General features: G+C 63.3%; 17 protein-coding genes. 9 read left to right on the plus strand and 8 right to left on the minus strand.

From position 1 onward, the window contains the following. Window positions 1-32: 32 nt before the first annotated feature. The 8 genes from P3T25_RS05775 (at window position 33) to P3T25_RS05810 (ending at window position 9,555) form a co-directional block, all read left to right on the plus strand. A complete protein-coding gene (locus P3T25_RS05775) occupies window positions 33-788 on the plus strand; it encodes an urea amidolyase associated protein UAAP1 (protein WP_154565901.1) in 756 nt (251 codons plus the stop codon). Between the two features lie 11 nt (window positions 789-799). After that, on the plus strand, window positions 800-1,456 hold the full coding sequence (locus P3T25_RS05780; protein ID WP_154565902.1) for an urea amidolyase associated protein UAAP2: 657 nt from the start codon (window positions 800-802) through the stop codon (window positions 1,454-1,456). Then, a complete protein-coding gene (uca, locus tag P3T25_RS05785) occupies window positions 1,453-5,076 on the plus strand; it encodes an urea carboxylase (protein WP_429357679.1) in 3,624 nt (1,207 codons plus the stop codon). Before P3T25_RS05780 ends, uca begins: the two co-directional genes overlap by 4 nt. After that, complete coding sequence (locus P3T25_RS05790; RefSeq protein ID WP_429357680.1) at window positions 5,073-5,195, plus strand: hypothetical protein; 123 nt, start codon at window positions 5,073-5,075, stop codon at window positions 5,193-5,195. Before uca ends, P3T25_RS05790 begins: the two co-directional genes overlap by 4 nt. Then, window positions 5,182-6,153, plus strand: a complete 972-nt coding sequence (locus P3T25_RS05795) for an ABC transporter permease (protein ID WP_429357681.1) — start codon at window positions 5,182-5,184, stop codon at window positions 6,151-6,153. Before P3T25_RS05790 ends, P3T25_RS05795 begins: the two co-directional genes overlap by 14 nt. Window positions 6,154-6,232: 79 nt before the next feature. After that, complete coding sequence (locus tag P3T25_RS05800; RefSeq protein ID WP_154565905.1) at window positions 6,233-7,144, plus strand: ABC transporter ATP-binding protein; 912 nt, start codon at window positions 6,233-6,235, stop codon at window positions 7,142-7,144. A 150-nt stretch (window positions 7,145-7,294) separates the two neighbouring features. Further along, window positions 7,295-7,972, plus strand: a complete 678-nt coding sequence (locus P3T25_RS05805) for a heavy metal response regulator transcription factor (protein WP_171928385.1) — start codon at window positions 7,295-7,297, stop codon at window positions 7,970-7,972. Further along, the gene (locus tag P3T25_RS05810) at window positions 7,972-9,555 is read left to right on the plus strand and encodes a heavy metal sensor histidine kinase (RefSeq protein ID WP_154565907.1); all 1,584 of its coding nucleotides are present in this window, start codon (window positions 7,972-7,974) and stop codon (window positions 9,553-9,555) included. Before P3T25_RS05805 ends, P3T25_RS05810 begins: the two co-directional genes overlap by 1 nt. Here P3T25_RS05810 and P3T25_RS05815 read toward each other — a convergent pair. Genes P3T25_RS05815 through P3T25_RS05825 form a run of 3 tightly spaced genes read right to left on the minus strand, consistent with a single transcriptional unit; the run spans window position 9,536 to window position 15,509 of the window. Then, window positions 9,536-10,984 carry an efflux transporter outer membrane subunit gene (locus P3T25_RS05815; protein WP_154565908.1) on the minus strand — a complete coding sequence of 483 codons (1,449 nt, stop codon included), beginning with the start codon at window positions 10,982-10,984 and terminating at the stop codon, window positions 9,536-9,538. The two genes, P3T25_RS05810 and P3T25_RS05815, sit on opposite strands and share 20 nt — an antisense overlap. Before the next feature lie 27 nt (window positions 10,985-11,011). Next, window positions 11,012-12,244 carry an efflux RND transporter periplasmic adaptor subunit gene (locus P3T25_RS05820; RefSeq protein WP_154565909.1) on the minus strand — a complete coding sequence of 411 codons (1,233 nt, stop codon included), beginning with the start codon at window positions 12,242-12,244 and terminating at the stop codon, window positions 11,012-11,014. Window positions 12,245-12,263: 19 nt separating this feature from the next. Beyond that, entirely contained in the window at window positions 12,264-15,509 is a 3,246-nt protein-coding gene (locus tag P3T25_RS05825; RefSeq protein ID WP_429357682.1) for an efflux RND transporter permease subunit, read from the minus strand. 289 nt (window positions 15,510-15,798) lie between these two features. Here P3T25_RS05825 and P3T25_RS05830 point away from each other — a divergent pair, with 289 nt between their 5' ends. Continuing rightward, on the plus strand, window positions 15,799-16,086 hold the full coding sequence (locus P3T25_RS05830) for a DUF4148 domain-containing protein (RefSeq protein WP_154565911.1): 288 nt from the start codon (window positions 15,799-15,801) through the stop codon (window positions 16,084-16,086). Window positions 16,087-16,414: 328 nt separating this feature from the next. On the opposite strand, the gene P3T25_RS05835 is transcribed toward P3T25_RS05830, so the two are convergent. The 5 genes from P3T25_RS05835 to P3T25_RS05855 all read right to left on the minus strand — a co-directional run bounded on the left by P3T25_RS05835 (window position 16,415) and on the right by P3T25_RS05855 (window position 21,677). Beyond that, the gene (locus P3T25_RS05835; protein ID WP_171928380.1) at window positions 16,415-17,176 is read right to left on the minus strand and encodes a hypothetical protein; all 762 of its coding nucleotides are present in this window, start codon (window positions 17,174-17,176) and stop codon (window positions 16,415-16,417) included. Window positions 17,177-17,244: 68 nt separating this feature from the next. Continuing rightward, window positions 17,245-19,755, minus strand: a complete 2,511-nt coding sequence (locus tag P3T25_RS05840) for a TonB-dependent siderophore receptor (protein WP_429357683.1) — start codon at window positions 19,753-19,755, stop codon at window positions 17,245-17,247. Window positions 19,756-19,871: 116 nt separating this feature from the next. After that, window positions 19,872-20,876 (minus strand): FecR domain-containing protein, encoded by a 1,005-nt coding sequence (locus P3T25_RS05845; RefSeq protein WP_429357684.1) that lies wholly within the window; start codon window positions 20,874-20,876, stop codon window positions 19,872-19,874. 11 nt (window positions 20,877-20,887) lie between these two features. Beyond that, window positions 20,888-21,400, minus strand: coding sequence for a sigma-70 family RNA polymerase sigma factor (locus P3T25_RS05850; protein ID WP_154567417.1), 513 nt, complete (start codon window positions 21,398-21,400; stop codon window positions 20,888-20,890). A 106-nt stretch (window positions 21,401-21,506) separates the two neighbouring features. Continuing rightward, complete coding sequence (locus P3T25_RS05855; RefSeq protein ID WP_171928376.1) at window positions 21,507-21,677, minus strand: hypothetical protein; 171 nt, start codon at window positions 21,675-21,677, stop codon at window positions 21,507-21,509. Window positions 21,678-21,891 lie beyond the last annotated feature (214 nt).

Here is a 21,891-nt window from a genome sequence, read left to right on the forward strand (position 1 = left end):
ATGCTTTTTCCCAACCGATACCTGGAGCCTCCATGTCGACGCAAACCTCAGTCGATCTCGCACCGATCCCGCATGTGTTGTGGGAAACAGTGATTCCTGCCGGCACGCATTGGTCCGGCGTGCTGCGCCGTGGCATGGCGCTGCGCATCGTCGATCCCGAGGGCGGCGCCAATCTGGCCGCCGTGTTCTACCGGCACGACGAACCGCTCGAACGCTACAACATGGCCGATACCTTGAAGGCACAACACACCGCGCATCTGACACGCGGTCACGTGCTCTATTCGGATATGGGCCGCGTCATGGCGTCGATCACCGCCGATACGCTCGGCTGGCACGATCCGCTAGGCGGCCTAGGCGACGCCGAACTGTTCGCCGACAAATACGGCACAGCCCGCTATCAGCAACATCGCAATGCGATGGTCCGCAACGGCCGCGACAGCCTGTTGCTTGAGCTGGCGAAACACGGTCTGGGTACGCGCGATCTCGTCGCCAATATCAACTTTTTCAGCAAGCTCGCGATCGGTGAGGATGGCTCGCTCGACTTCGTCGCGGGACATTCCCCTGTCGGCGCGGCCTTCGATCTGCGTTTCGAAATGGACACGCTCGCCGCGTTTTCGAGCGCACCGCATCCGCTGAACCCTTCCTCCGAATACGAACCGAGGCCCGTCAAGCTGATCGCGTACCGCGCGTATGCCGCCGATGCCTCCGTACCGGCCGACGATCCTTGCCGCGCCGCGTGCCCTGAGAACGGGCGCGGCTTCGTCAACACCGATCGTCTGTTCGTTTAAGGAGACCCGCGATGCCTATCATCGAAAGCAAACTCGACATCCGTAACGCGGTCTACGATCTCACACTGCCGTCCGGCCAGCCGTGGCTGCATGAAATCAAACGCGGCCAGTTGTTCCGCATTCTCGACCTGGAAGGCAATCAGGCCGTCGACACGCTGTTCTACAACAGCGCCGATCCGCTCGAACGCTACAGCGCGCAGGACACGATTCGCGCGCAACGCAATCTCTATCTGTCCGCAGGCAGCGTGCTGATGTCGAACTTAGGCAAGCCGATGCTGACCATCGTCGCGGACACCTGCGGGCGCCACGACACGCTCGGCGGAGCCTGCGCCGCCGAGAGCAACACAGTGCGTTACGCGCTCGACAAGCGCTATATGCATAGCTGCCGCGACAGTTTCCTGCATGCCATTACGCATTGCACCTGCGGCGTTGGCACGCAGCTCACCAAACGCGACATCGTCAGCAATATCAACTTTTTCATGAATGTGCCGGTGACACCACTCGGCAAACTGACCTTCGAAGACGGCATCTCCGCCCCGGGTAAATACGTCGAAATGCGCGCCGAGATGGACGTGACGGTACTGATCTCGAACTGTCCGCAGTTGAACAATCCGTGCAACGGCTATAACCCGACGCCCGTGCGGCTGACCATCTGGGACAGCCAATGACATTCGACAAAGTCCTGATTGCCAATCGCGGCGAAATTGCCTGCCGTGTGATTCGCACGCTCAAACGCCTCGGCATTGCGTCGGTTGCGGTCTATTCAGAGGCCGATCGCCACGCCATGCACGTGATGCTCGCTGACGAATCGATCTGCATCGGCCCGGCGGTGGCGGCCGCCAGCTATCTGAATAGCGCAGCGATTCTCGAGGCGGCGCGTGCGACCGGCGCGAATGCCGTGCATCCCGGCTACGGTTTTCTCTCGGAGAACGCGGCTTTCGCGCAGGCATGCGAAGACGCGGGCATCCGTTTCATCGGGCCGCGCCCCGCGCAGATGCGTGAATTCGGCCTGAAGCACACGGCACGCGAGCTGGCACGAGCAAACGACGTGGCGCTACTACCCGGCACCGGCCTACTGCCTGATGTAACTGCCGCGCTAAGCGAGGCCGAATCGATCGGCTATCCCGTGATGCTGAAAAGCACCGCGGGCGGCGGCGGCATCGGCATGTCGCTGTGCCGCGATGCGGCACAACTGGAGAGCGTGTTCGCATCGGTCGCCCGGCTTGGCGAGGCCAACTTCGCGAACGCGGGTGTCTACATCGAGAAATTCGTCGAGAACGCGCGCCATATCGAAGTGCAGATTTTTGGCGACGGCCGGGGCGGCGTGATCGCGCTCGGCGAACGCGACTGCTCGGTGCAGCGGCGCAATCAGAAGGTGATCGAGGAAACGCCCGCACCCGGTCTGACACAAGCGGAACGCGCGGCGTTGCATGCGAGTGCCGTGCGCCTCGCGCAGGCTGTGAAGTATGAATCAGCCGGCACGGTCGAGTTCGTATTCGACGCCGACACGCGGCGCTTCTATTTCCTCGAGGTGAACACGCGGCTGCAGGTCGAGCATTGCGTTACGGAGGAGGTGACGGGTGTCGACCTGGTCGAGTGGATGATTCGTCAGGCAGGGGGCGCACTTGCGCCGCTCGACACGCTGGTTGCGACGCCCAGCGGGGCGAGCATCCAGGTCCGCTTGTACGCTGAAGATCCGCACAAGCAGTTTCAGCCGAGCGCGGGCGTGCTGACCCACGTCGCTTTCTCCGCCGATGCGCGGGTCGACACCTGGGTCGATGCAGGCACCGAAGTCAGCGCGTTTTACGACCCGCTGCTCGCGAAGATCATCGTCAAGGGCGCAACACGCGATGCCGCGCTCGCCGCCATGCGCGCCGCGTTGGCGCAAACCCAGTTGTACGGCATCGAGACGAACCTCGACTATCTGCGCGCCATCGCCGGTTCGGCGACCTTCGCGCGCGGCGAGCAAACCACCGCCTTCCTCACGCGCTTCGTGTTCGCGCCGCACACTATCGACGTGCTCGACGGCGGCGTGCAGACCACCGTGCAGCAGACGCCGGGACGGGTTGGCTACTGGGACATCGGCGTGCCACCGTCGGGCCCCATGGACGATCTGTCGTTCCGCCTTGCCAACGAACTGCTCGGCAATCCGGCCGACGCGGCGGGACTCGAATGCGCGATGGTCGGCGCGACACTGCGCTTCAACACCGCGACGCTGTTCGTGCTGGGCGGCGCGCCGCTCGCCGCCACACTCGACGGCCAACCGGTCACGCTCTGGCAGGTCACGCGGGCACCGGCGGGTTCGGTGCTCAAGCTCGGCGGCGTGACCGGCGCGGGCATGCGTGCCTGTCTCGCGCTCAAGGGCGGCTTGCAGGTGCCGGATTATCTCGGCAGCAAGGCCACCTTCACGCTGGGCCAATTCGGCGGCCACGCGGGGCGCGCCTTGCGCAAGGGCGACGTGCTGCATCTTGCCGCCGACGCAGGTCGCGGCGAAGCGGGCGCGCAACTCGATCCGGCGCGCGTGCCGGCGCTGACGCACGACTGGACCCTCGGCGTGCTCGACGGTCCCCACGGTGCACCGGACTTCTTCACGCCCGACGACATCGCGATGCTGTACGGCACGCGCTGGACGGTTCACTACAACTCAAGCCGCACAGGCGTCCGGCTGATCGGCCCGAAGCCGCAATGGGCGCGCACGGACGGCGGCGAGGCCGGGCTGCATCCGTCGAATATTCACGACAACGCGTATGCGGTCGGCGCGGTCGATTTCACCGGCGACATGCCGGTGATTCTCGGCCCGGACGGTCCGAGCCTCGGCGGTTTCGTCTGTCCAGTAACCGTGGTGGGCGACGAGCTATGGAAGCTCGGGCAACTGCGGCCGGGGGATGCGGTGCGGTTCGAACCGGTACGCGCGCAAGCGCTGTCGATGGCGTCTGCGGCACCTACAGCAACCGCAGCAACGACAAACCTCAACGCTCACGATTGCATTCTCTACAGCGATCCATCGGCCGGTGAGGGCACGGGCGTGGTCTACCGCCGCTCCGGCGATCAGAACGTGCTGGTCGAATACGGCCCGCTTATGCTGGACCTGAACTTGCGCTTTCGCGTGCATGCGTTGATGAACTGGCTCGATGCACACCGGCTGCCCGGCATCGTCGATCTCACGCCGGGCATCCGTTCGCTGCAGGTGCATTTCGACCCGCGCACGCTGTCGCACGACACCTTGCTCGCGCATCTTCAGCAGGCCGAGCGCGAACTGCCCGCCGTCGACGAGATGCGCGTGCCGAACCGCATCGTGCATCTGCCGCTGTCATGGGACGACCCGTCGACGCGGATCGCGATCGAACGCTACATGCAGTCGGTGCGGCCCGATGCGCCGTGGTGCCCGAGCAATATCGAGTTCATTCGCCGCATCAACGGTCTGAATAGCATCGACGACGTGAAGCGCATCGTGTTCGACGCGCGTTACCTGGTCATGGGTCTCGGCGACGTCTATCTCGGTGCGCCGGTGGCGACGCCGCTCGATCCGCGCCACAGGCTCGTCACGACCAAATACAACCCGGCGCGCACCTGGACGCCGGAGAATGCGGTGGGAATCGGCGGCGCCTATCTGTGCGTGTATGGCATGGAAGGGCCGGGCGGCTATCAGTTTGTCGGCCGCACCGTGCAGATGTGGAACCGCTATCGCACCACGCGCGAATTCGAAGCCGGCAAGCCGTGGCTGCTGCGGTTTTTCGACGAGATCCGCTTCTACGAAGTCAGCGAGGCCGAGTTGGCTGATCTGCGCGCCGACTTCATCGCAGGTCGCGCGAGTCTGAAGATCGAGGAATCGGTCTTCGACCTTGGCGCGTACAACCGCTTCCTGAAAGACGAAGCCGAATCGATCTCTGCCTTCAAACGCCTGCAACAGGCGGCGTTCGACGAAGAGCGCGAACGCTGGAACGCAGCGGGGCACGCCGAGTATGTCGGCGAGCCGGGCAGCGACGCGGGTTCGGCCACCGGCAACGGGGCGGACGACGCATTGGCGGCCGGTCAGCAGAGCATAGTCGCCGATGTCTCGGGCAGCGTCTGGAAACTGCTCGTCAGCGAAGGCGAGCGCGTGAGCGAAGGGCAGGTGGTGGCAATCGTCGAATCGATGAAGATGGAAGTGTCCGTTGTCGTCACCGAAGACGGTGTGATCGAAACGATCGATTGTGCGGCCGGCGCGGCGGTCGTCGCGGGTCAGCGCTTGATGGTGCTGCGTGCCGACGTGGCGGCCGGGACCACGGAGGAGGCGACGTGCAAATGAAGCAAGCCAACGAACTGTTCGAATCGATGTCGATTGCTGCGCTGCAGCCGCGCCGCACGTCAGGCGGATCGAGTTCCGATACCGAACGCCGCCCTGGAGAATCCCATGACCGTCATTAACAGAAGCGACTGGTTCGCGGTGCGCCGCGAACTCTCCGCACGCGGCAAGTGGCTATTGGGCTTCGGCTCGTTTTTGTTGCCGGTTCTCGTATGGTGCATCGTCAGCTACGTGCCGTTCGTCTGGCATCCGCAGATGCTGATCGAGAGCCCAGGCAGCGTCGACTATTTCCAGCCCGGCATGCGCGTCGACAAGGACGTGTTCGCCGACGAACTGAGCCATGCGCAAGCCGCCCACACCGCGTTGCCGAGGGGCGAACCAGTCAACCCGGTCTACCTGCCCGCGCCCCACGAAGTGCTGCGTGCGTTCTACACCGCGTTCACGACACCCCCTGCGTCGCGCGACGGCGTATGGCTGCATCAAAGCCTGTGGCACAGCATCCAGGTGATCTTCTGGGGCTTTCTGCTGTCGTCGGTGATCGGTGTGCCGATCGGCATTGTCTGCGGGACTTACAGCGCGATTGCGCGGCTGCAGGAGCCGTTTTTCGAGTTCTTCCGCTACTTGCCGGCGCCCGCGTTCGGTGCGCTGATGGTGGCGATCCTCGGCATTTACGACGGTCCGAAGATTGCCATCATCGTGATCGGCACGCTGTTCCAGCAGGTGCTGATTGTGGCGAACACCACGCGCAAGCTGGAGTACGGCCTGTTCGAAGCGGCGATGACGCTCGGTACGAAGAAACTCAAGCTGCTCACGCATGTGGTGATTCCCGGCATCCTGCCTGACCTGTACCGGGATCAGCGCATTCTGCTCGGCTGGGCGTGGACGTATCTGATCGTGGCGGAACTGGTCGGCACCAGCTCCGGTATCACGTGGTACATCACGCAACAGGCGCGCTATGAGCATTTCGACAACGTCTACGCGGCCATCATGATGATCGGGATTATCGGACTCGGCACCGATCTCGTGCTGGCCTATGTCGGCCGCAAGCTGTTTCCGTGGGACCGCACGCTCAAGGCGTAGCAGGACCGATCGAGCCACGGCCTGGTGTCATACATCGCAGCGCACAGCACCTCATTGCACCGCATTCAAGGATTCAATCATGTTAAATCCGCAACCGATTCCGTCATACCTTATCCAGTCCGAAGCGGTGCGTGAGCGTTTCGACCGTCTGAAGTCGCGCGAGGTGATCCTCGAAGTTCGCGATCTCGACAAGCGCTTCGAGAGCGCGCAGGGCGAGTGCACCGCATTGAACGGCATCAGCTTCAAAACGCACCGGCGCGAGTTCGTCTGCGTGATCGGGCCGTCGGGCTGCGGCAAGTCGACCCTGATCCGCATTCTTGCGGGCCTCGAGCGGCAGACGAGCGGCAGCGTGCTGCTCGACGGCAAGCCGGTGGAGGGGCCCGGCGCCGATCGCGGCATGGTGTTTCAGGGCTACACGCTGTTTCCGTGGCTGACAGTCAAGAAGAACGTCATGTTCGGTTTGAAGATGAACGGCCACAGCAGCATGCACGCCGAGCGCGATGCGCTGCAATGGCTCGATCTGGTCGGTCTGACAAAGTTCGCCAACGCGTATCCGCATCAATTGTCCGGCGGGATGAAGCAGCGCGTGGCGATTGCTCGCGCGCTCGCGAACCGGCCGCGGATTCTGCTGATGGACGAACCGTTCGGCGCGCTCGATGCGCAGACTCGCGCGAAGATGCAGACGCATTTGCTCGATATCTGGCGCAACATCGACGTGACCGTGCTGTTCATCACGCACGATCTGGACGAAGCGATTTTTCTCGCCGACCGCATCCTGGTGCTGAAGGCAAATCCCGGCGAGGTGCAGGAATTGATCGAAGTGCCGGTGCCACGTCCGCGCGACTATTCGCAGGCCACGTCGCCAGAGTTTCTTGCTACGAAGGCGCGGCTCGAAGCGCTGATTCATCCGCCCACGGCGGCGGGCGAGGAAGACGATGTCGTCAAGCCGCATATGGTCCGGATGACGGATGTGACGGATAACGTCGAGTAGGAACGTAGCGCGCTTGAGCCGGGAGTGGCCATTTGCCGTTGTGCGAACGGGTATGGCCGGCTGCCGTCCCCGGCCAACATTACCGAATCGTAATCACCAGACGCTCCGCTTGCCGGTATGATTTAGGGTCAAGCACAGCGGAGCACTCCCATGCGAATCCTGGTGATCGAGGACGAGCTCAAAACAGCGGCTTATCTGAAGAAAGGCCTGGAAGAATCCGGCTACGCGGTCGATGTCGCGAACGATGGCCCACAAGGGCTGCTCCTCGCGCAGGAAGAAGAGTACGACGTGATCGTGCTCGACGTGATGCTGCCCGGCATGGACGGCTGGACCGTCGTCAAGACCTTGCGCAGCACGCGTACCACGCCGGTGCTGTTTCTCACCGCCCGTGACGACGTCGACGACCGCGTGCGCGGCCTCGAACTCGGCGCAGACGATTACCTCGTCAAGCCCTTCGCCTTCGTCGAATTGCTGGCCCGGGTGCGCACGCTGGCGCGCCGGGGGCCGCCGCGCGAAAGCGAACTGATCAAGGTGGGCGATCTGGAAATGGACGTCAATCGCCGGCGCGTGAAACGCGGCGGCGTGCGTATCGATCTCACGCCGCGCGAGTTTTCGCTGCTGCAGTTGCTTGCGCGCCGCCAGGGCGAAGTGCTGAGCCGCACGCAGATCGCGTCCTATGTGTGGGACATGAATTTCGACAGCGACACGAATGTCGTCGAAGTCGCGATCCGCCGGCTGCGCACCAAGATCGACGATAACTTTCCCGTCAAGCTGATTCACACGGTACGCGGCGTCGGCTATGTGCTCGAATTGAAGGACGCCGCTTGATGCGCCGCCGCTCGCTCGCCGCGACGCTTACACTTGCCTTCGGTGTCACCACGCTCGCGGTTTTCGTGCTCGCCGGGAGTTTTCTGTACCTTGCGCTGGGGAAGCAGATCCAGGCGCAGGACGACCTCGACATCGTGCTGGCTGCGCGCCACGCACGGCGGCTCGCCGAGGAGCTCGCTACGCCGAAAGGGATTCGCGAGCACGGTGACCGGTTGATCAGCATCGTGCTGGGCAATGAAGCGATGTCGATGGAGGTGTTCGGTCCCGATGGGCGTATGTCGATCGAACACAACGCCGGGGAGACGTTTGCGCCGCAGGGTGACGCGGCGACCGGGGCTGCCTCGGCAGTTTCAAATGCGCCTGATGCTTCCGTTGCACCCAATGCGGCAAGCGAAACGGGCGAAGGAGGCGCGGCAAGCGATATCCACGACCCCGGCGAGACCGCTGAAGCTGGCGGCGTCGAGACGATCGCCGCGCTGCCGCCGCTCACGCGCATTCCCGCTGCGGCGCGCATCACCGACGTGGATATCGGCAACTGGACCGGCCGCAACGGTGCACCGATCCGCGGCATCCTCGCGGACGCGCGGCTGCACGACGGCGACACCGCGACCGTGTTGATTGCGCGCAACATGAGCGACCGCTGGCGGCTACTCGACCGCTATCGCGACAAGCTCAACCTGGCAGGCGCAGCCGGCGTGATTCTGACGATGCTGCTGAGCTATCTGCTGATTCGTGCCGCCTTGCGGCCCTTGCGCGATATCGCGGCGAGTGCGGGCCTCGTCACGGTCAATCGCCTGAACACGCGGGTCACGGTGGCGCGCGTGCCGAGCGAACTTGAAGCACTGGTAAGCGCGCTCAATGCCATGCTCGAACGCGTCGATCACGGCTTTCAGCGCCTGTCGCGTTTCACAGCCGACCTCGCACACGATATGCGCACACCGATTAGCAACATGCGCGGCGCCGCCGAAGTCGCACTTGCCCGGCCACGCTCCACCGACGAATATGAATCCCTGCTCGCATCGAATCTGGAAGAGTGCGACCGGCTCTCCCGAATGATCGAAAACGTGCTGTTTCTTGCACGCGCCGAGCATCCGCAGTTCGTCAAACATATGCGCGCGTTCGAGGCGGGGCAGGAACTGACGCGGATCGCCGAATACTTCGAGGGCATCGCTGACGATGCGAATGTCAGGGTGCAGGTCACCGGTGCGGCGACGCTGACGGCGGATCTCGAACTGTTTCGTCGCGCCGTCAGCAATCTGCTCGCCAACGCGATTCGCTACACGCCACGCGGCGGCGAGATCGCGCTCGATGTTCGCGCATCGGCCGATTCGGTGCGTATCACCGTGTCGAACCAGGGGCAGCCGATCGCCGCCGAGCACCTCGAACGGATTTTCGACCGTTTCTATCGCGTCGATCCGTCGCGCAGCGCCTTGCCGTCGTCCGGTGTGTCGCAGGGGTCCACGGGTTCGACGGGGCTCGGGCTTGCCATCGTCCGCACAATCATGGAGTTGCACGGCGGCACGGTGCATGCGGAGAGCGACGCGCAGAGCACGCGGTTCGTGCTTACGTTCCGGCGGGTTTAGGGCCATCCCACGTCCCACCCAGCGCCTTTAACAACAGTACGCTCGATTCCAACTGCCGCGCCGCAATCTGATCCGCGGTGCGCTCGTTCGTCAGCGCGATAGTCTGCGCGGTCACCACGTCGAGATAACTGACGGCACCCGCGTTGAAGCGGTTTGTCGTGAGCCGCAGCGACAGATCCGCGGCCGTGGTCGCGCGCTGCTGGCTGGCGGCTTCGTCGGCGAGCGAATGCAAGGCGGACAGATTGTCCTCGACCTGCTGGAACGCAACCAGCACCGTTTGCCGGTAGTCGGCGACCGTACCGTCGTATTGCGCCGTCGCGCCATGCAGAGTGGCCGTGCGCCGGCCGCCGTCGAACAGCGTGCCGGCGAGTTGCGATCCGAGCGACCAGAACAGACTCGGTGCGCTCAGCCATGGCGCGAAGAAGGTGCTTTCCAACCCAGCGCTTGCCGACAGCACCAGATCGGGGAAGAAGGCCGCGTGCGCCTCGCCGATCTGTGCATTCGCCGACGCCACGCGCCGTTCGGCTGCGGCAATATCGGGGCGTCGTTCGAGCAGTTGCGACGGCACGCCTATGGGAATGGCCGGCGGCGTCGCAGCCGATCCGTTCGGTGGCAACGTGAAGGTGGAGGCGGGCTCGCCGATCAGCGTGGCAATCGCATGCTGCATCTGCGCGCGCGTCACATCGATGTCGGTGTCCTGCGTGCGCGTTGCTTCGAGTTGGGTGGTGGCCTGAGCGACCGCTGAGGCATCGATCGCGCCGTCTTTCAGTTGCTGCTGCAGCAGCTTCAAGGCGGCGGCGTAGGCGGTCACACTGTCGTCGAGCAGCTTCTTTTGCGTGTCGAGCGAGCGCAGAGAGAAATAGTCGACGGCGAGATCGGCGCTCATCGACAGACGCACGGCTTCGAGATCCGCTTCGCTCGCCTCAGCATCGGCCTTCGCGCTGGTCACGCTATCGCGCACGCGGCCGAACAGATCCGGCTCCCAGCTCGCCGATACGCCGGCCGAATAGTCGGGAATGGTCTTGCCCGCCAGCGCACGGTCCACGAGATTCTGCGAGGTTCTCGAACGATTCTGGGCGACACCGGCAGTGACGGTCGGGAAGAAACCGGCACGCTGGTAATCCACCATCGAGCGCGCTTGCTGCACCTGCGCGACCGCCTTGCGCACGGTCTGATTCGACACGTCGACGCGCGCTTCGAGCTGGTTCAGCACCGGATCGTTGAAGATCGTCCACCAGGGGCCCCGCGGTGCGGCGTCGGCAGGTGCGGCCTGGGTCCAGCCAGGCGCCGCGCCGGCGTACTGTGCGGGGATATCTGCGGTGGGGCGCTGGTACGGCGGCAAAGTCGAGCAGGCGCTCAGCAGTGCGCCGATCAGCGTGGCCACGATCGAACGGCGGAACAACGGGCGTGGAAGAGATATGGGAGACATTCGGCTCGTCCTTTCGATGACTGGCGCTCAGCTATGCGTGGCCGGCGCGATCTGCACGAGCTGGCCGGTACTCAGCGAATCGCCTGGGTTATCGATCACGCGGTCGGTCGCCGCGAGGCCTGTGGTGATTTCCACTTGCGTGCCGAAGTCGCGGCCGATGTGCACCGTCTTGAGCGCCGCACGGCCATTGCCGTCGACCACGGCGACCGTCACGCCGTCGGGGCGGAAGAGCAGGGCGCTCACCGGCAGATCGAGCGCCGGTGTGGTCGACTGCAACTGCAGATGCACCTGCACATAAGCACCTGGCATCACCGCGCCATCCTTGTTATCGACGTCGACCTCGACGCGCAGCGTGCGGCTCGACGGATCGATCGAGCCGGTTGTGCGCGCAACCTTTGCGGCGATGTGCCGTCCGGGATATTGCTGCGCGGTCAGATAAACGCCGGTCTCGGGCGTGACGTAGGGCGCGTCGTTCTGTGGTACGTCGACGAACACGCGTAGCACGCCGGTTTGCTGGATGTGAAACAGTTCGCCCGACATACCTGCCGTGCCAGGCGTGCCACCCGCCGTCACGAGTGCGCCGACATCGACGTTGCGCGCGGTGATCGTGCCGTCGAACGGTGCGGTGATCTTCTCGTACGACACCAGCTCGGCGAGATGCGCGACATTGGCCTGCGCCGACGCCAGCATCGCGCGACGCGCTTCCATGTCGCTGACTTTCGTATCGGCGTCCTGCTGCGCGACCGATTGCGTTTTCAGCATCTCCTGCCAGCGCTGCGCCGTGGTCTTCGCGAAGTCGAAGTTGGCCTGCGCGGTGGCTTCGTCGGCACGGGCCTGGCGCAGTTGTGCGTCGAGATCGGGCGCGTCGATCGTGGCGAGCGTCTGGCCGCTTTTCACCTGGGCACCGATGTCGGTGTTCCAGTGCCCGAGATAGCCGCTCGTGCGCGCATAGATCGATGCTTCGGCGAATGGTGTTACCGCGCCGGGCAGCAGCAACTCGTTGACGGCCGGCGCGGGGCGTGGCGCGACCACGGACACGCTGAGGACGCTTTGCGCTTGCGTCTGTTGTGTCAGCGCTGCGCTTGCGTGCAGACGCGGCACGATACCGACGATCAGCAACGCCGCTGCGAGGCCAGCCAATGCGAACGGCCACACGCGACGGCCCGGCTTCGGGCTTGAGGCCATGTTGGCGGCTCGATCAGCCTCAACAGCCGGTTCAGACCTGTCGCCGAGGTCCGGCGGAAGTGATGGATTGTTCATGAGCTAGTTCTCGTCGGAGTCAAAGTGTGCGGGCGGGAACGCGGGATTCTTCTGCGGCAGTGCGAGCCGCGCGGCGTTTGTCGAGCCACGCATGCACCATCCCGTAGACGACCGGAACAAACAGCAAGGTGGACACCGTGCCAAGCGCAAGGCCACCAATCACCGCGCGGCCGAGCGGCGCGTTCTGTTCGCCACCGTCGCCGAGGCCGAGGGCCATTGGCAGCATGCCGATCAGCATCGCGAGCGCGGTCATCAGCACCGGACGGAAGCGGCTGAAGCCTGCCTCGAGCGCGGCCTGCAGCGGCGGCTTGCCGCCGTGGTGGAATTCACGTGCGGTGTTGATTACAAGAATGCTGTTGGCCGTGGCAATGCCGATACACAGAATGGTGCCGGTCAGCGCCGGCACGCTAACGGTCGTGCCCGTGCTGAACAGCATCCATGCAATCCCCGCGAGCGAGCCCGGCAAACCGCTGATGGTGATGAACGGATCGAGCCACGACTGAAAATTGACGACCATCAGCAGATAGACGAGGGCGATCGCGAACACGAGACCGCTTGCGAGGCCGCTGAACGAGTCGTGCATCGCCTGCACCTGGCCGCGCACCACGATCGACGCGCCCGGCGGCAATTGCGGCCGGATCTGGTCGACGAGGCGGTTCACGTCGGTCGCCACGCCGCCGAGGTCGCGCCCTTGCGCCGACGCGAAAATATCGAGCACCGGCTGCACGTTGTAGTGCGAGACGACGGCTTGCTGGGAGGCGCGTGTCAGCGTGCTTATCGCGCCGAGCAGGTTCTGCGGAGCGGGGCCGTTGCCGTTTGCCGCAGCGGACGCCGTCGCCACGCCCGCACCTGCGCCACCGTTCTGCGCGACCGGAATATTGGCCAGCGCCTGCAGCGAGTTGATGTCGTACTGCGGCATCATCGCCATGAGCGGATAGCTGACGCCGTTGCGCGGATCGAGCCAGAAATTCGGCGTGGTCTGGGAACTGCCTGAGAGCGCGATCAGCAGGTTTTGCGATACGTCCCGTTGCAACAGGCCGGCCTGAATCGCTCGCGTACGGTCGACATTCACATTGATCGCGGGTTCGTCGCCCGGTTGCTGGATGCGCGCATCGACGAGGCCGCGCACGCCGCGCAGTTGTGCGAGCAAGCGGTTCGCCACGACGCGATTGGCGTCGAGCTTGTTGCCGACGATCTGGATATCGATCGGCGCAGGCAAACCGAAGTTGAGAATCTGGCTGACAATATCGGCGGGCAGGAAGGCAAACGTGACGCCGGGGAAATCTTTGGAGAGCGTCGTGCGCAGCGTCGCCACATAGGCAGCGGTGGGTTTGTGTCCGGCTGCTAGCGTGATCATCACGTCAGCGTCTTCCGGGCCGATCGGGTCGGATGAATCGTAGGTCAGGTTGATGCCGCTCACCGGCACGCCGATGTTGTCGAGCATGGCTGCGAGTTCCTGCTTCGGGATCATGCTGCGCACACGGGCTTCGACTTCTTCGGTAATGCGCGCGGTGTCCTCGATACGCGTACCGGTCGGTGCACGCAGATGCAGGCGGATTTCGCCGGTATCGACAGCGGGGAAGAAATCCCGGCCGGAAAATGGCACCAGCGCGAGCGAGCCGATACACAGCAGCAGAAAGATCGCGATGAAACGGCGCGGGCTAGCAATAGCCGAACCGAGCACGCCGCGATAGCGTTCGCGCAACCTTTCGAAGCGATGTTCGAAGGCGGCCTGGAAGCGGATCAGGCGCGCAATCGGGCCGTTGCCCGTGACTGGCGCGTTGCTGCGCGCACGCATCAGATACATCGCGAGGGTCGGCACCAGCGTGCGCGAGAAGAAATACGACGCGATCATCGCGAACACCACCGCTTCGGCGAGCGGCACGAATAGATAGCGGGCAACGCCGGAGAGCAGAAACATCGGCACGAACACGATGCAGATCGACAGTGTCGAGACGAAAGTCGGCACGGCAATTTCGCCCGAGCCGTTCAGAATCGCGTCGTGCAGCGGCTCGCCGTTCTCCAGATGGTGCGTGATGTTTTCGATCGCGACGGTGGCATCGTCGACGAGAATACCCACCGCGAGCGCGAGCCCGCCGAGCGTCATGATGTTGATGGTCTGGCCGAGCGCGGAAAGCGCGATCAGTGAGGTCAGTACGGCAAGCGGAATCGACACCGCGATGATCAGCGTGGCGCGCCAGCTGCCGAGAAACAGCAGGATCATCAATGCGGTCAGGGCTGCGGCGATCACTGCCTCACGCGCCACGCCCATCACGGCCGACTTCACGAACACCGATTGATCGGACAGTGCGGTGATATGCAGCGCGCTCGGCAAACCGGCCGCGATATGCGGCAGCATCGCCTTGACCTGCTGGATGATGGTCAAGGTGGACGTGCTGCCGGATTTCTCGACGGTGAGCAATGCGGCGCGTTTGCCGTTGCTGCGCACGATATTGGTTTGCGGCGCATAGCCGTCACGCACATGGGCAACGTCGCGCACATACACCACACCGCCGGCCACCGTCTTGATGGGCAGGTCGTTCAGCGCAGCCACCGTGTCGGTGCTGCCGTTCATCTGCACGTTGTATTCCTTCGTGCCGATCTTGGCGGTGCCGCCCGGGAGAATCAGGTTCTGCGCATTGACGGCGTTGACCACGTCGAGCGGGGAAAGGCCTTTGGCCTGCAGCGCGCGCGGGTCGATATCGACCATGATCTGCCGCACCTTGCCACCGAACGGCAGCGGCACCGCCGCGCCTTGCACCGTCGCCAGTTGCGTGCGGATCTGGCTGTTGCCGAGGTCGTAGAGCTGCTGTTCGGACAGCGTGTCGCTGGAGAGTCCGAGCTGCAGGATCGGCACCGTCGACGCGTTGTACGTGATGATGTTCGGCGGCAGCGTGCCAGGCGGCAGCACGCGCAGGATCGACGCGGAATTGGAGGCCGCTTCGGCAATCGCGCGATTGATGTCCGCGCCGGGGTGGAAAAAGATCTTCACCACCGAGACGCCGTTCAGCGATTGCGACTCGATATGCTCGATATCGTCGACGTCGGAGGTCAGCGCGCGCTCGTAGTTCGAGGTGATGCGGTTGGCCATATCCTGGGCGGAAAAGCCGTTATACGTCCAGACGATGCTGACCACCGGGATGTCGATGTTCGGAAAGATATCGGTCGGCGTGCGCAGTATCGCAAGAGGGCCGACGATAAAGATCAACACCGCGAGGACCACGAATGTATATGGGCGGCGCAGCGCGAGCTTGACGATCCACATGGCGGTTTCCTGAAAAGAGGCAGAGGGAGGCGCGCGGGTTTTGATGCGCGTGGTGGCGCGGGGCGCGGGCTTCTTCGTATGTCAGGAGTGTGGGGGTAGGGCGCTTACCGCTGATGGTCCGCTAGATTACCGTTCTGTTATCTGGGGTTTGGGTTTTTTGTTCTGATTTACGCGCGGTGCGTAGATAACAAAACGGTAATCCGAAGGTCAGTGCTCCGACAGATGAAATGGCAACAATGGGAAGCGTGGTTCAAGCCACTCATTTTTTGCACTTCATCGGAGAGACATCATGAAATTGCTTACCGCTATTGCTGTTGCTGCTCTTAGTCTGCCGTTTGGGGCTACTGCCTTTGCTCAATCTAATCCGTCGGGATTGACCCGCGCTGAGGTCATTGCTCAGCTGAAGCAGGCTCAGGCTGAAGGGCTCGTGCCGGTGCGCAATAATGACTATCCGCCTTCGGCGACGGAGATTGCGCGGAATCGGGAGATTTATGCTATTCAGCATGGAGGGAATGGCGCTGACGCTACCAAGACGGCAGGTGTGCCAGCGGCTCAAACAGAGTCGGCGTCGAATTGATGCTGTGTCTGGACTCCCGCGGTGTTGGCCTTTCCTTGATTTGCTGTTGGTCTATTAGCGTTGCCCCTGTGCGGGGCGGCACCTACTTCTCTTTGCCGGCTGCAAAGAGAAGTAGGCAAGAGAAAGCAGCTCAAACCACTCCTGCTAAGCGGGTCCCGTAGTTTGCATAGGGTAGTGGTGCATCTGGAATCTGGGTTCGTGCACCTGCATACGCTTGTGACAAGGGAGTCATACTTCCGGCGGCGCTGCGCGCGCCGAAGAGTACTTCATAAAACCGCACACTAGGTTTTCGCGCCCGCGTTCTATTCGGCGCGGTGGCCCGTGTTCTTCAACTCAAACCCATCGCCCAATCCACCGCTGCGTCGAACAGGCTGTTTCCCGCCGGCGACAAGTTGCTGAAGGTGTCGTTGTTCAGGAAAAACATCACCCGCCGTGCCGGGGCCAGCGACTCGTAGTCCATCGTCGCACCCTTCTCGTACGCGAAGATCGCCGCCTTCTCCGGTTGCCCATATAACGTCGCAATCGTCGTCGCGCCCAAGCCTGGTTTGCCCCAGCTCATCGCGGCCTGTTTGCCATATACGTTCGTTACGCCTGCCGGCAAACCGGCTGCGATCGGGTGCGGTGCGTTAACCAGCCACAGGTAACGCTCTTTCTCCGCTTCGCCGAAATCGACGTCGTGACGCTTGCCCGTCATCGCGAAGTCATCGAGTAAATCGTTCTCCCATGTCAACAACGGCTTGGCCAGATAGCGCCAGCCACCCACTACCTGTTTCGATGAAACCGTCGATGAAATAACAACGAGATCCGCATCGCCGACTGCCTCCGGCGGTTGCGCCTGGTCCAGCGTGCGCACGCTATAACCTCCCGCTTCAAGGTGTGTCGCGATCTTCTGGTCGACAGCCAGGCTCGGCCCGTTGAGTTGCACGACCATCACGATTTTCTTGCCCGTGCGTGGCCCGCTCGTTGCCGCTCGCGCAGCAGGTGTCGCGACAGCCAGCAGGGCGCCAAGGCCCGCTGCTGCGGTGAGAAATCTCCGGCGGTTACGTACGGGCGCTGATCTCTGTTCAGTGCGGCGATTCTGAAGTTTCATGACGATTCCTGTCCCGTGTTGATCAAGTGAATGCGTGTATTACGTGCAAGGCGCGATGGCGGCACGGCCTAGAACTCGAGCGTCGACAGCAAAGAGACCTGACGTGCGTCGCCAACCGACACGAAATACTTGTTCACGCTCGACGGGTAGTAAGTCTTGTTGAACAGATTTTTCACGTTGAGCTGGAACGACAGATGCCGATTGCCAAGTTTCGTCTCGTACGTGGCGAAGGCGTCGGCGACGGTGTAGGCCGGCAGCGTAAAGCTGTTGGCCGAATCGCCCGGGCGCGGGCCGACGTAATGCGCGCCGGCGCCGACGCGCAACTGGTCGCCGCCGAAGATCGTGCCGAAGTCATACACCGCCGCAAGCGATGCGGTGTTTTGCGGCGCATTCCACAACCGCTTGCCGGCGTAAAGCGGGTCCTCTGTGGTCTTCGCGTCGATGTACGCGTAGCTCGCGATTACGCTCCAGTGCTGGCCGATCTGGCCGGCCACGTCGAGTTCCACGCCGCGCGAACGCGCCTTGCCGGCCGTGCGCCAGTCGGTCTGCTTGGTGGTGTCGTTGTACTGCTGCACCAGCACGTTCTTCTTGTCGATATTGAACAACGCCAGCGTGCCGCTCAGGCCGTTGGGCATCGCCACTTTGGCACCGAGCTCCCACGAGGTGGCTTCCTCAGGCAGTACCGATGAATCGATTACCACGCCCGACGAGAGCGGCGCGATTGTCGAAGTCGGGTTGAGCGACTGCGTATAGCTCCCGTATAGCGACACCGTGTCGGTCCATTTGTAAACCACGCCCGCGCGCGGCAGCCATTTGGTGCCGTTAATGTCGGTATTGACGACAAATGGCCGGCCCTTTCCCGCGATCTGGTTGTAGCTCAGAAAACGCGCGCCGCCGATCAGGATCCACTTGTCGGTGAGGTGCAAACTGTCCTGGAAGAAAAGCGAGCGGTCGTGCAGCGTGTCGGTCTGATCGCTGTCGCTCGCCGACACCGTGGTCGACGGACTCTCCAGACCGTAGACAGGATGGAAATAGTTGAACGGATATTTCGTGGCCTGGCGCAGCAAGTCCTTGCGATAAATGCGGCGGTATTCGTCGTCGACACCGACCTGCAAATCGTTGCGCAAACCGGCGATGTCGAAATGGCCGTCCACATAGGCGATCGCGTAGCTGTCCGTGCTGAGCGCGCCATGCGTCGCGTCGTTGCTGCGCGACACGGCGCCGGTCGTGCTGTTGATGCCTTGCACGCGTAACTGGCCCGCGTCGTAGGTCTCGCGGTTGTAGCTGTAGCCGAAGTGCGCCTTCCAGTTGGCGTTGATCTGATGGTCGACGCTGATCTGCGCGAGGTTCGATTCGCCGTCCATTTCGTTGAACGGTTCGTCGAGACGTTCGCGGCTCGAGATGGCGAGCGGCTTGTTGGTCTTCGGGTCGAGCGCCGTGCCGCGGTCGAACGGATAGAGAAACTTTCGATATTCGTACGACGCCACCACCTGCGTATCGCGTCCATACCATGCGAGCGACGGCGCCACGAGCGTCTCGCGATGCTCACCAAAGTTGCGCCAGTATTGCTCGTCGGTCTGATCGACGACCAGCCGGTAGGCGAGGCCGGAGTCCCCGATCGGCCCGGTCGTATCGAAGGTCGCGCCGGCTCCATTGCGGCCGTGTCCGTACGTCGAGCCGAGCACGGAGATCGCGTGATACGGTTTGAGCAAGGGTTGCTTGCTCACCACGTTGACAACGCCACCCGGGTCCATGATTCCATACAGCAGCGAAGTCGGGCCTTTGAGTACTTCGACGCTGTCAGCGGCCGCGTTCAGCGCGCGCCCCTGCACGAGCGGCATGCCGTTGTGCATGATCGAACCGTCGCGATTGCCGCCGAAGCCGCGCTTGAGCAAAGTGTCCTGCGTGCCGGCCAGCGTATTGCCTTGCACGATGCCGCTCACGTTCGCGAGCGCGTCGTCGAGATTGCGCGGACGTTGGTCGTGCAATACCTGGGCCGGCACGATGTTGACGGCCTGGGCCGTGTCGAGCACCGGTGTATCCGAACGCGTCACCACTGCGTCGACAGGTGGCCGGTAGCTGCCGGCTTTCACCGTCGACGAACTGACGGTCACGGCGGGGAGGGTGGTGCCGCGCCCGTTGCTGCTGTCAGCCGACGGCTCAGCGCGCTGCACGAGCGTATAGCTGCCATTGGACTGTTGCACCGCGCCGAGCCCCGTGCCGCGCAGGATTCGATCGAAGCCTTCCCGTATGTCGTAATCGCCGCGCAGGCCTTCACTCATGCGGCCGTCGGTCAGCGCCGCCGGAAACGACAGCAGCAGTCCGCTCTCGCGTCCGAAGCGATTGAGCGCCGCTTCGAGCGGGCCAGCCGGAATGTCGTAGCTCTTGCGCTGCGACGCCGCCGAAGCGGATGGCGCATCGGCGGCCAGCGCGACATTGAACGGCAGTCCCGCCGAGATCAGCGCGGCCGTTGCAATATGCCGCGCGAAGTGTGCCGGCTGCCGCGCGCGCAAAGCGCCACGGCTGCTACGGCTGCTACGGCTGCCGTTGCCGGCGCCGGTCTTTCGATGCTGTCCCATGTTCAAAGCTCGCAGGAAGGTAGACGATGTGTTGCTCTCATCTCCCTTGTCACGCGAGATTCGAAAACAGCTCACAACAGACGAAAAAATTTCGGCGCCGGTAGCGCAGGTCGGTTTTAAGAGCGAGCCGCGCGCACGCTACCCCAATAGCGCGTGATGAATACGACCTCAATCGGCAAGGTTCTCGCCAGGGTGTCAAGCACGCGGTCGGTGTCGGCGAGCGGGAAGGTGCCCGAAAGCCGCAAACCGGCCACTGAGGGATCGCAGCTCAGATGCCCCGCGCGGTAGCGGTCGAGCTCGTTCACGAAATCGCCGAGCCGCATGCCGCTCGCGACGATCAGACCATCCGTCCATGCTGCGTCGTTCTCGCTGATCGGCTCGACCGCGCTGACGTCATCACGCGTAAAGCGGGCGCGTTGGCCGGCGTGGACGACCGGCGCGAGGCCGGGGGCATCGAATGGATTGATCCGCACAGCGCCTTCGAACACATCGAGGCGGCAGAGCGTGCTCTGTTGTCTGACGGCGAAGCGCGTGCCCAAGGGCTGCAAACTGCCTTGCGCGGTCTCGACGATGAACGGCCGCCGCTCACTGTCGCTGTGACCGGTCGCGATCATGATTTCACCTTTGATCAGGCGCAGGCGGCGCTCGATGCTGCTGAAACGGATATCGATGGCGCTGTCGGTGTTCAGTGTCAGGCGGGTGCCGTCGGCAAGCGTCATGGTGCGGCGTTCACCGAGTGCGGTGCGCGCATCAGCGCTCCATGCGCGCCACGGCACGTGTTCACCGGCAATCCATGTCGCGCCGCCCGCGAACAGCAGGGTCGCGAGGACTTTGACATTCGCGCGGCGCTTCGCCGAGCCGGGACGCGTCAGTGCAGCGCGTGCGGCCGCCGCGCCACCTGTGTCTGCGTTGTCCGTGCCTGTTTCAGCGAGGCCCCGGAAGCGGCTGCTGACGCTGCAGATGTGTTGCCATGCACGCTCATGATCGGGATGCTCCGCGCACCAGCGCGCCAGCGCGAGTTGCTGCGCGCGCGTGTCGTCGCCGGATTGCAGCTCCATCCACCACTCCACGGCGCGCAGGGCAATGTGCTGCGGAATATCGGGTCGCGCGCTCGCGTTCATCCGTCGATCCGTCAGGCCGCGCTGAGTGCAAAAAAACACTGCGCGCCGGCGCGCACCAGATGGCGTTTCACGGTCGAGACGGACAGCTTCAGTTGTGCGGCGATTTCGGCATGGCTCAAGCCGTCGAGCTGGGCCAGCAGGAACGCACGCTTGACGGCGACCGGCAACCGCTCCAGCAGACTGTCGATTTCACACAGTGCTTCGAGAAGCAGCGCACGGTCTTCAGGCGAGGGCGCAAAACTTTCGGGGGTAAGTGCCAATGCTTCCAGATAGGCGCGCTCGATCTGCTCGCGACGCCAGTAGTTGGCTATCACACGTTGCGCGACGGTCGTCAGGAACGCTCGCGGTTCTTCCAGGGCGAGCGGTTCATCGCGGGCGAGCAGACGCACGAACGTGTCTTGCGCAAGGTCGGCCGCACGATGCGCGCAGCCGAGCTTCTTACGCAGCCACGCGTGGAGCCAGCCGTGATGATTGCTGTAGAGCGCCTGCATCTCGTGATGCAGGGCCGATTCGTTTGCCGCCATGGCCTACCGGACGCGCCGGATCGATGGATGCGGCGCTCTTGTAAATGAGAATGATTCGCATCATAGCATGACAAAATGTAAGGAGGAAATGCGAACGTGCCCGGCGCTATGACCGGTCGCGGTTACGGGCCCGGGTGGCACCCGTGATCACCGCGAGGCCGAGCATGATGACCGCCACGATCGCGATCGTATGTTGTGCGACATGCAGCGCCATCAATCCCCACGCCACACCGCCTATCAGAATGATCCAACCTACGAGATAAATGAGCAGGGTCATCGTTTTTCTCCTTTTCGTTCGGCGGACGGGACCAGCTTGCCTGCTACGGAAAGCTTTACCGGTCGCCCCGATTGGGCCGTTGAAATCGCTTGCCCGAATTGGATTGCAGCCGGGCAAATCCGGCACATGCGATCAACGGGTCTATCGAGCAGCAGATTTCGCGCCTGAGGTCGATGCATCCGCCATTTCAGGCGGGGAACGATGGCGGACTGGG

The organism is Paraburkholderia sp. GAS32 (assembly GCF_050434225.1).
GTDB classification, from domain to species: Bacteria; Pseudomonadota; Gammaproteobacteria; order Burkholderiales; family Burkholderiaceae; genus Paraburkholderia; species Paraburkholderia madseniana.

Coding starts and splice junctions, on each gene's coding strand:
- P3T25_RS05845 (WP_429357684.1), bottom strand. CDS start 20,876: ATGAACGCGAGCGCGCGACCCGATATTCCGCAGCACATTGCCCTGCGC.
- P3T25_RS05775 (WP_154565901.1), top strand. CDS start 33: ATGTCGACGCAAACCTCAGTCGATCTCGCACCGATCCCGCATGTGTTG.
- P3T25_RS05805 (WP_171928385.1), top strand. CDS start 7,295: ATGCGAATCCTGGTGATCGAGGACGAGCTCAAAACAGCGGCTTATCTG.
- P3T25_RS05855 (WP_171928376.1), bottom strand. CDS start 21,677: ATGACCCTGCTCATTTATCTCGTAGGTTGGATCATTCTGATAGGCGGT.
- P3T25_RS05825 (WP_429357682.1), bottom strand. CDS start 15,509: ATGTGGATCGTCAAGCTCGCGCTGCGCCGCCCATATACATTCGTGGTC.
- P3T25_RS05840 (WP_429357683.1), bottom strand. CDS start 19,755: ATGGGACAGCATCGAAAGACCGGCGCCGGCAACGGCAGCCGTAGCAGC.
- P3T25_RS05815 (WP_154565908.1), bottom strand. CDS start 10,984: ATGTCTCCCATATCTCTTCCACGCCCGTTGTTCCGCCGTTCGATCGTG.
- P3T25_RS05830 (WP_154565911.1), top strand. CDS start 15,799: ATGAAATTGCTTACCGCTATTGCTGTTGCTGCTCTTAGTCTGCCGTTT.
- P3T25_RS05790 (WP_429357680.1), top strand. CDS start 5,073: ATGAAGCAAGCCAACGAACTGTTCGAATCGATGTCGATTGCTGCGCTG.
- P3T25_RS05810 (WP_154565907.1), top strand. CDS start 7,972: ATGCGCCGCCGCTCGCTCGCCGCGACGCTTACACTTGCCTTCGGTGTC.
- P3T25_RS05835 (WP_171928380.1), bottom strand. CDS start 17,176: ATGAAACTTCAGAATCGCCGCACTGAACAGAGATCAGCGCCCGTACGT.
- P3T25_RS05780 (WP_154565902.1), top strand. CDS start 800: ATGCCTATCATCGAAAGCAAACTCGACATCCGTAACGCGGTCTACGAT.
- uca (WP_429357679.1), top strand. CDS start 1,453: ATGACATTCGACAAAGTCCTGATTGCCAATCGCGGCGAAATTGCCTGC.
- P3T25_RS05850 (WP_154567417.1), bottom strand. CDS start 21,400: ATGGCGGCAAACGAATCGGCCCTGCATCACGAGATGCAGGCGCTCTAC.
- P3T25_RS05800 (WP_154565905.1), top strand. CDS start 6,233: ATGTTAAATCCGCAACCGATTCCGTCATACCTTATCCAGTCCGAAGCG.
- P3T25_RS05820 (WP_154565909.1), bottom strand. CDS start 12,244: ATGAACAATCCATCACTTCCGCCGGACCTCGGCGACAGGTCTGAACCG.
- P3T25_RS05795 (WP_429357681.1), top strand. CDS start 5,182: ATGACCGTCATTAACAGAAGCGACTGGTTCGCGGTGCGCCGCGAACTC.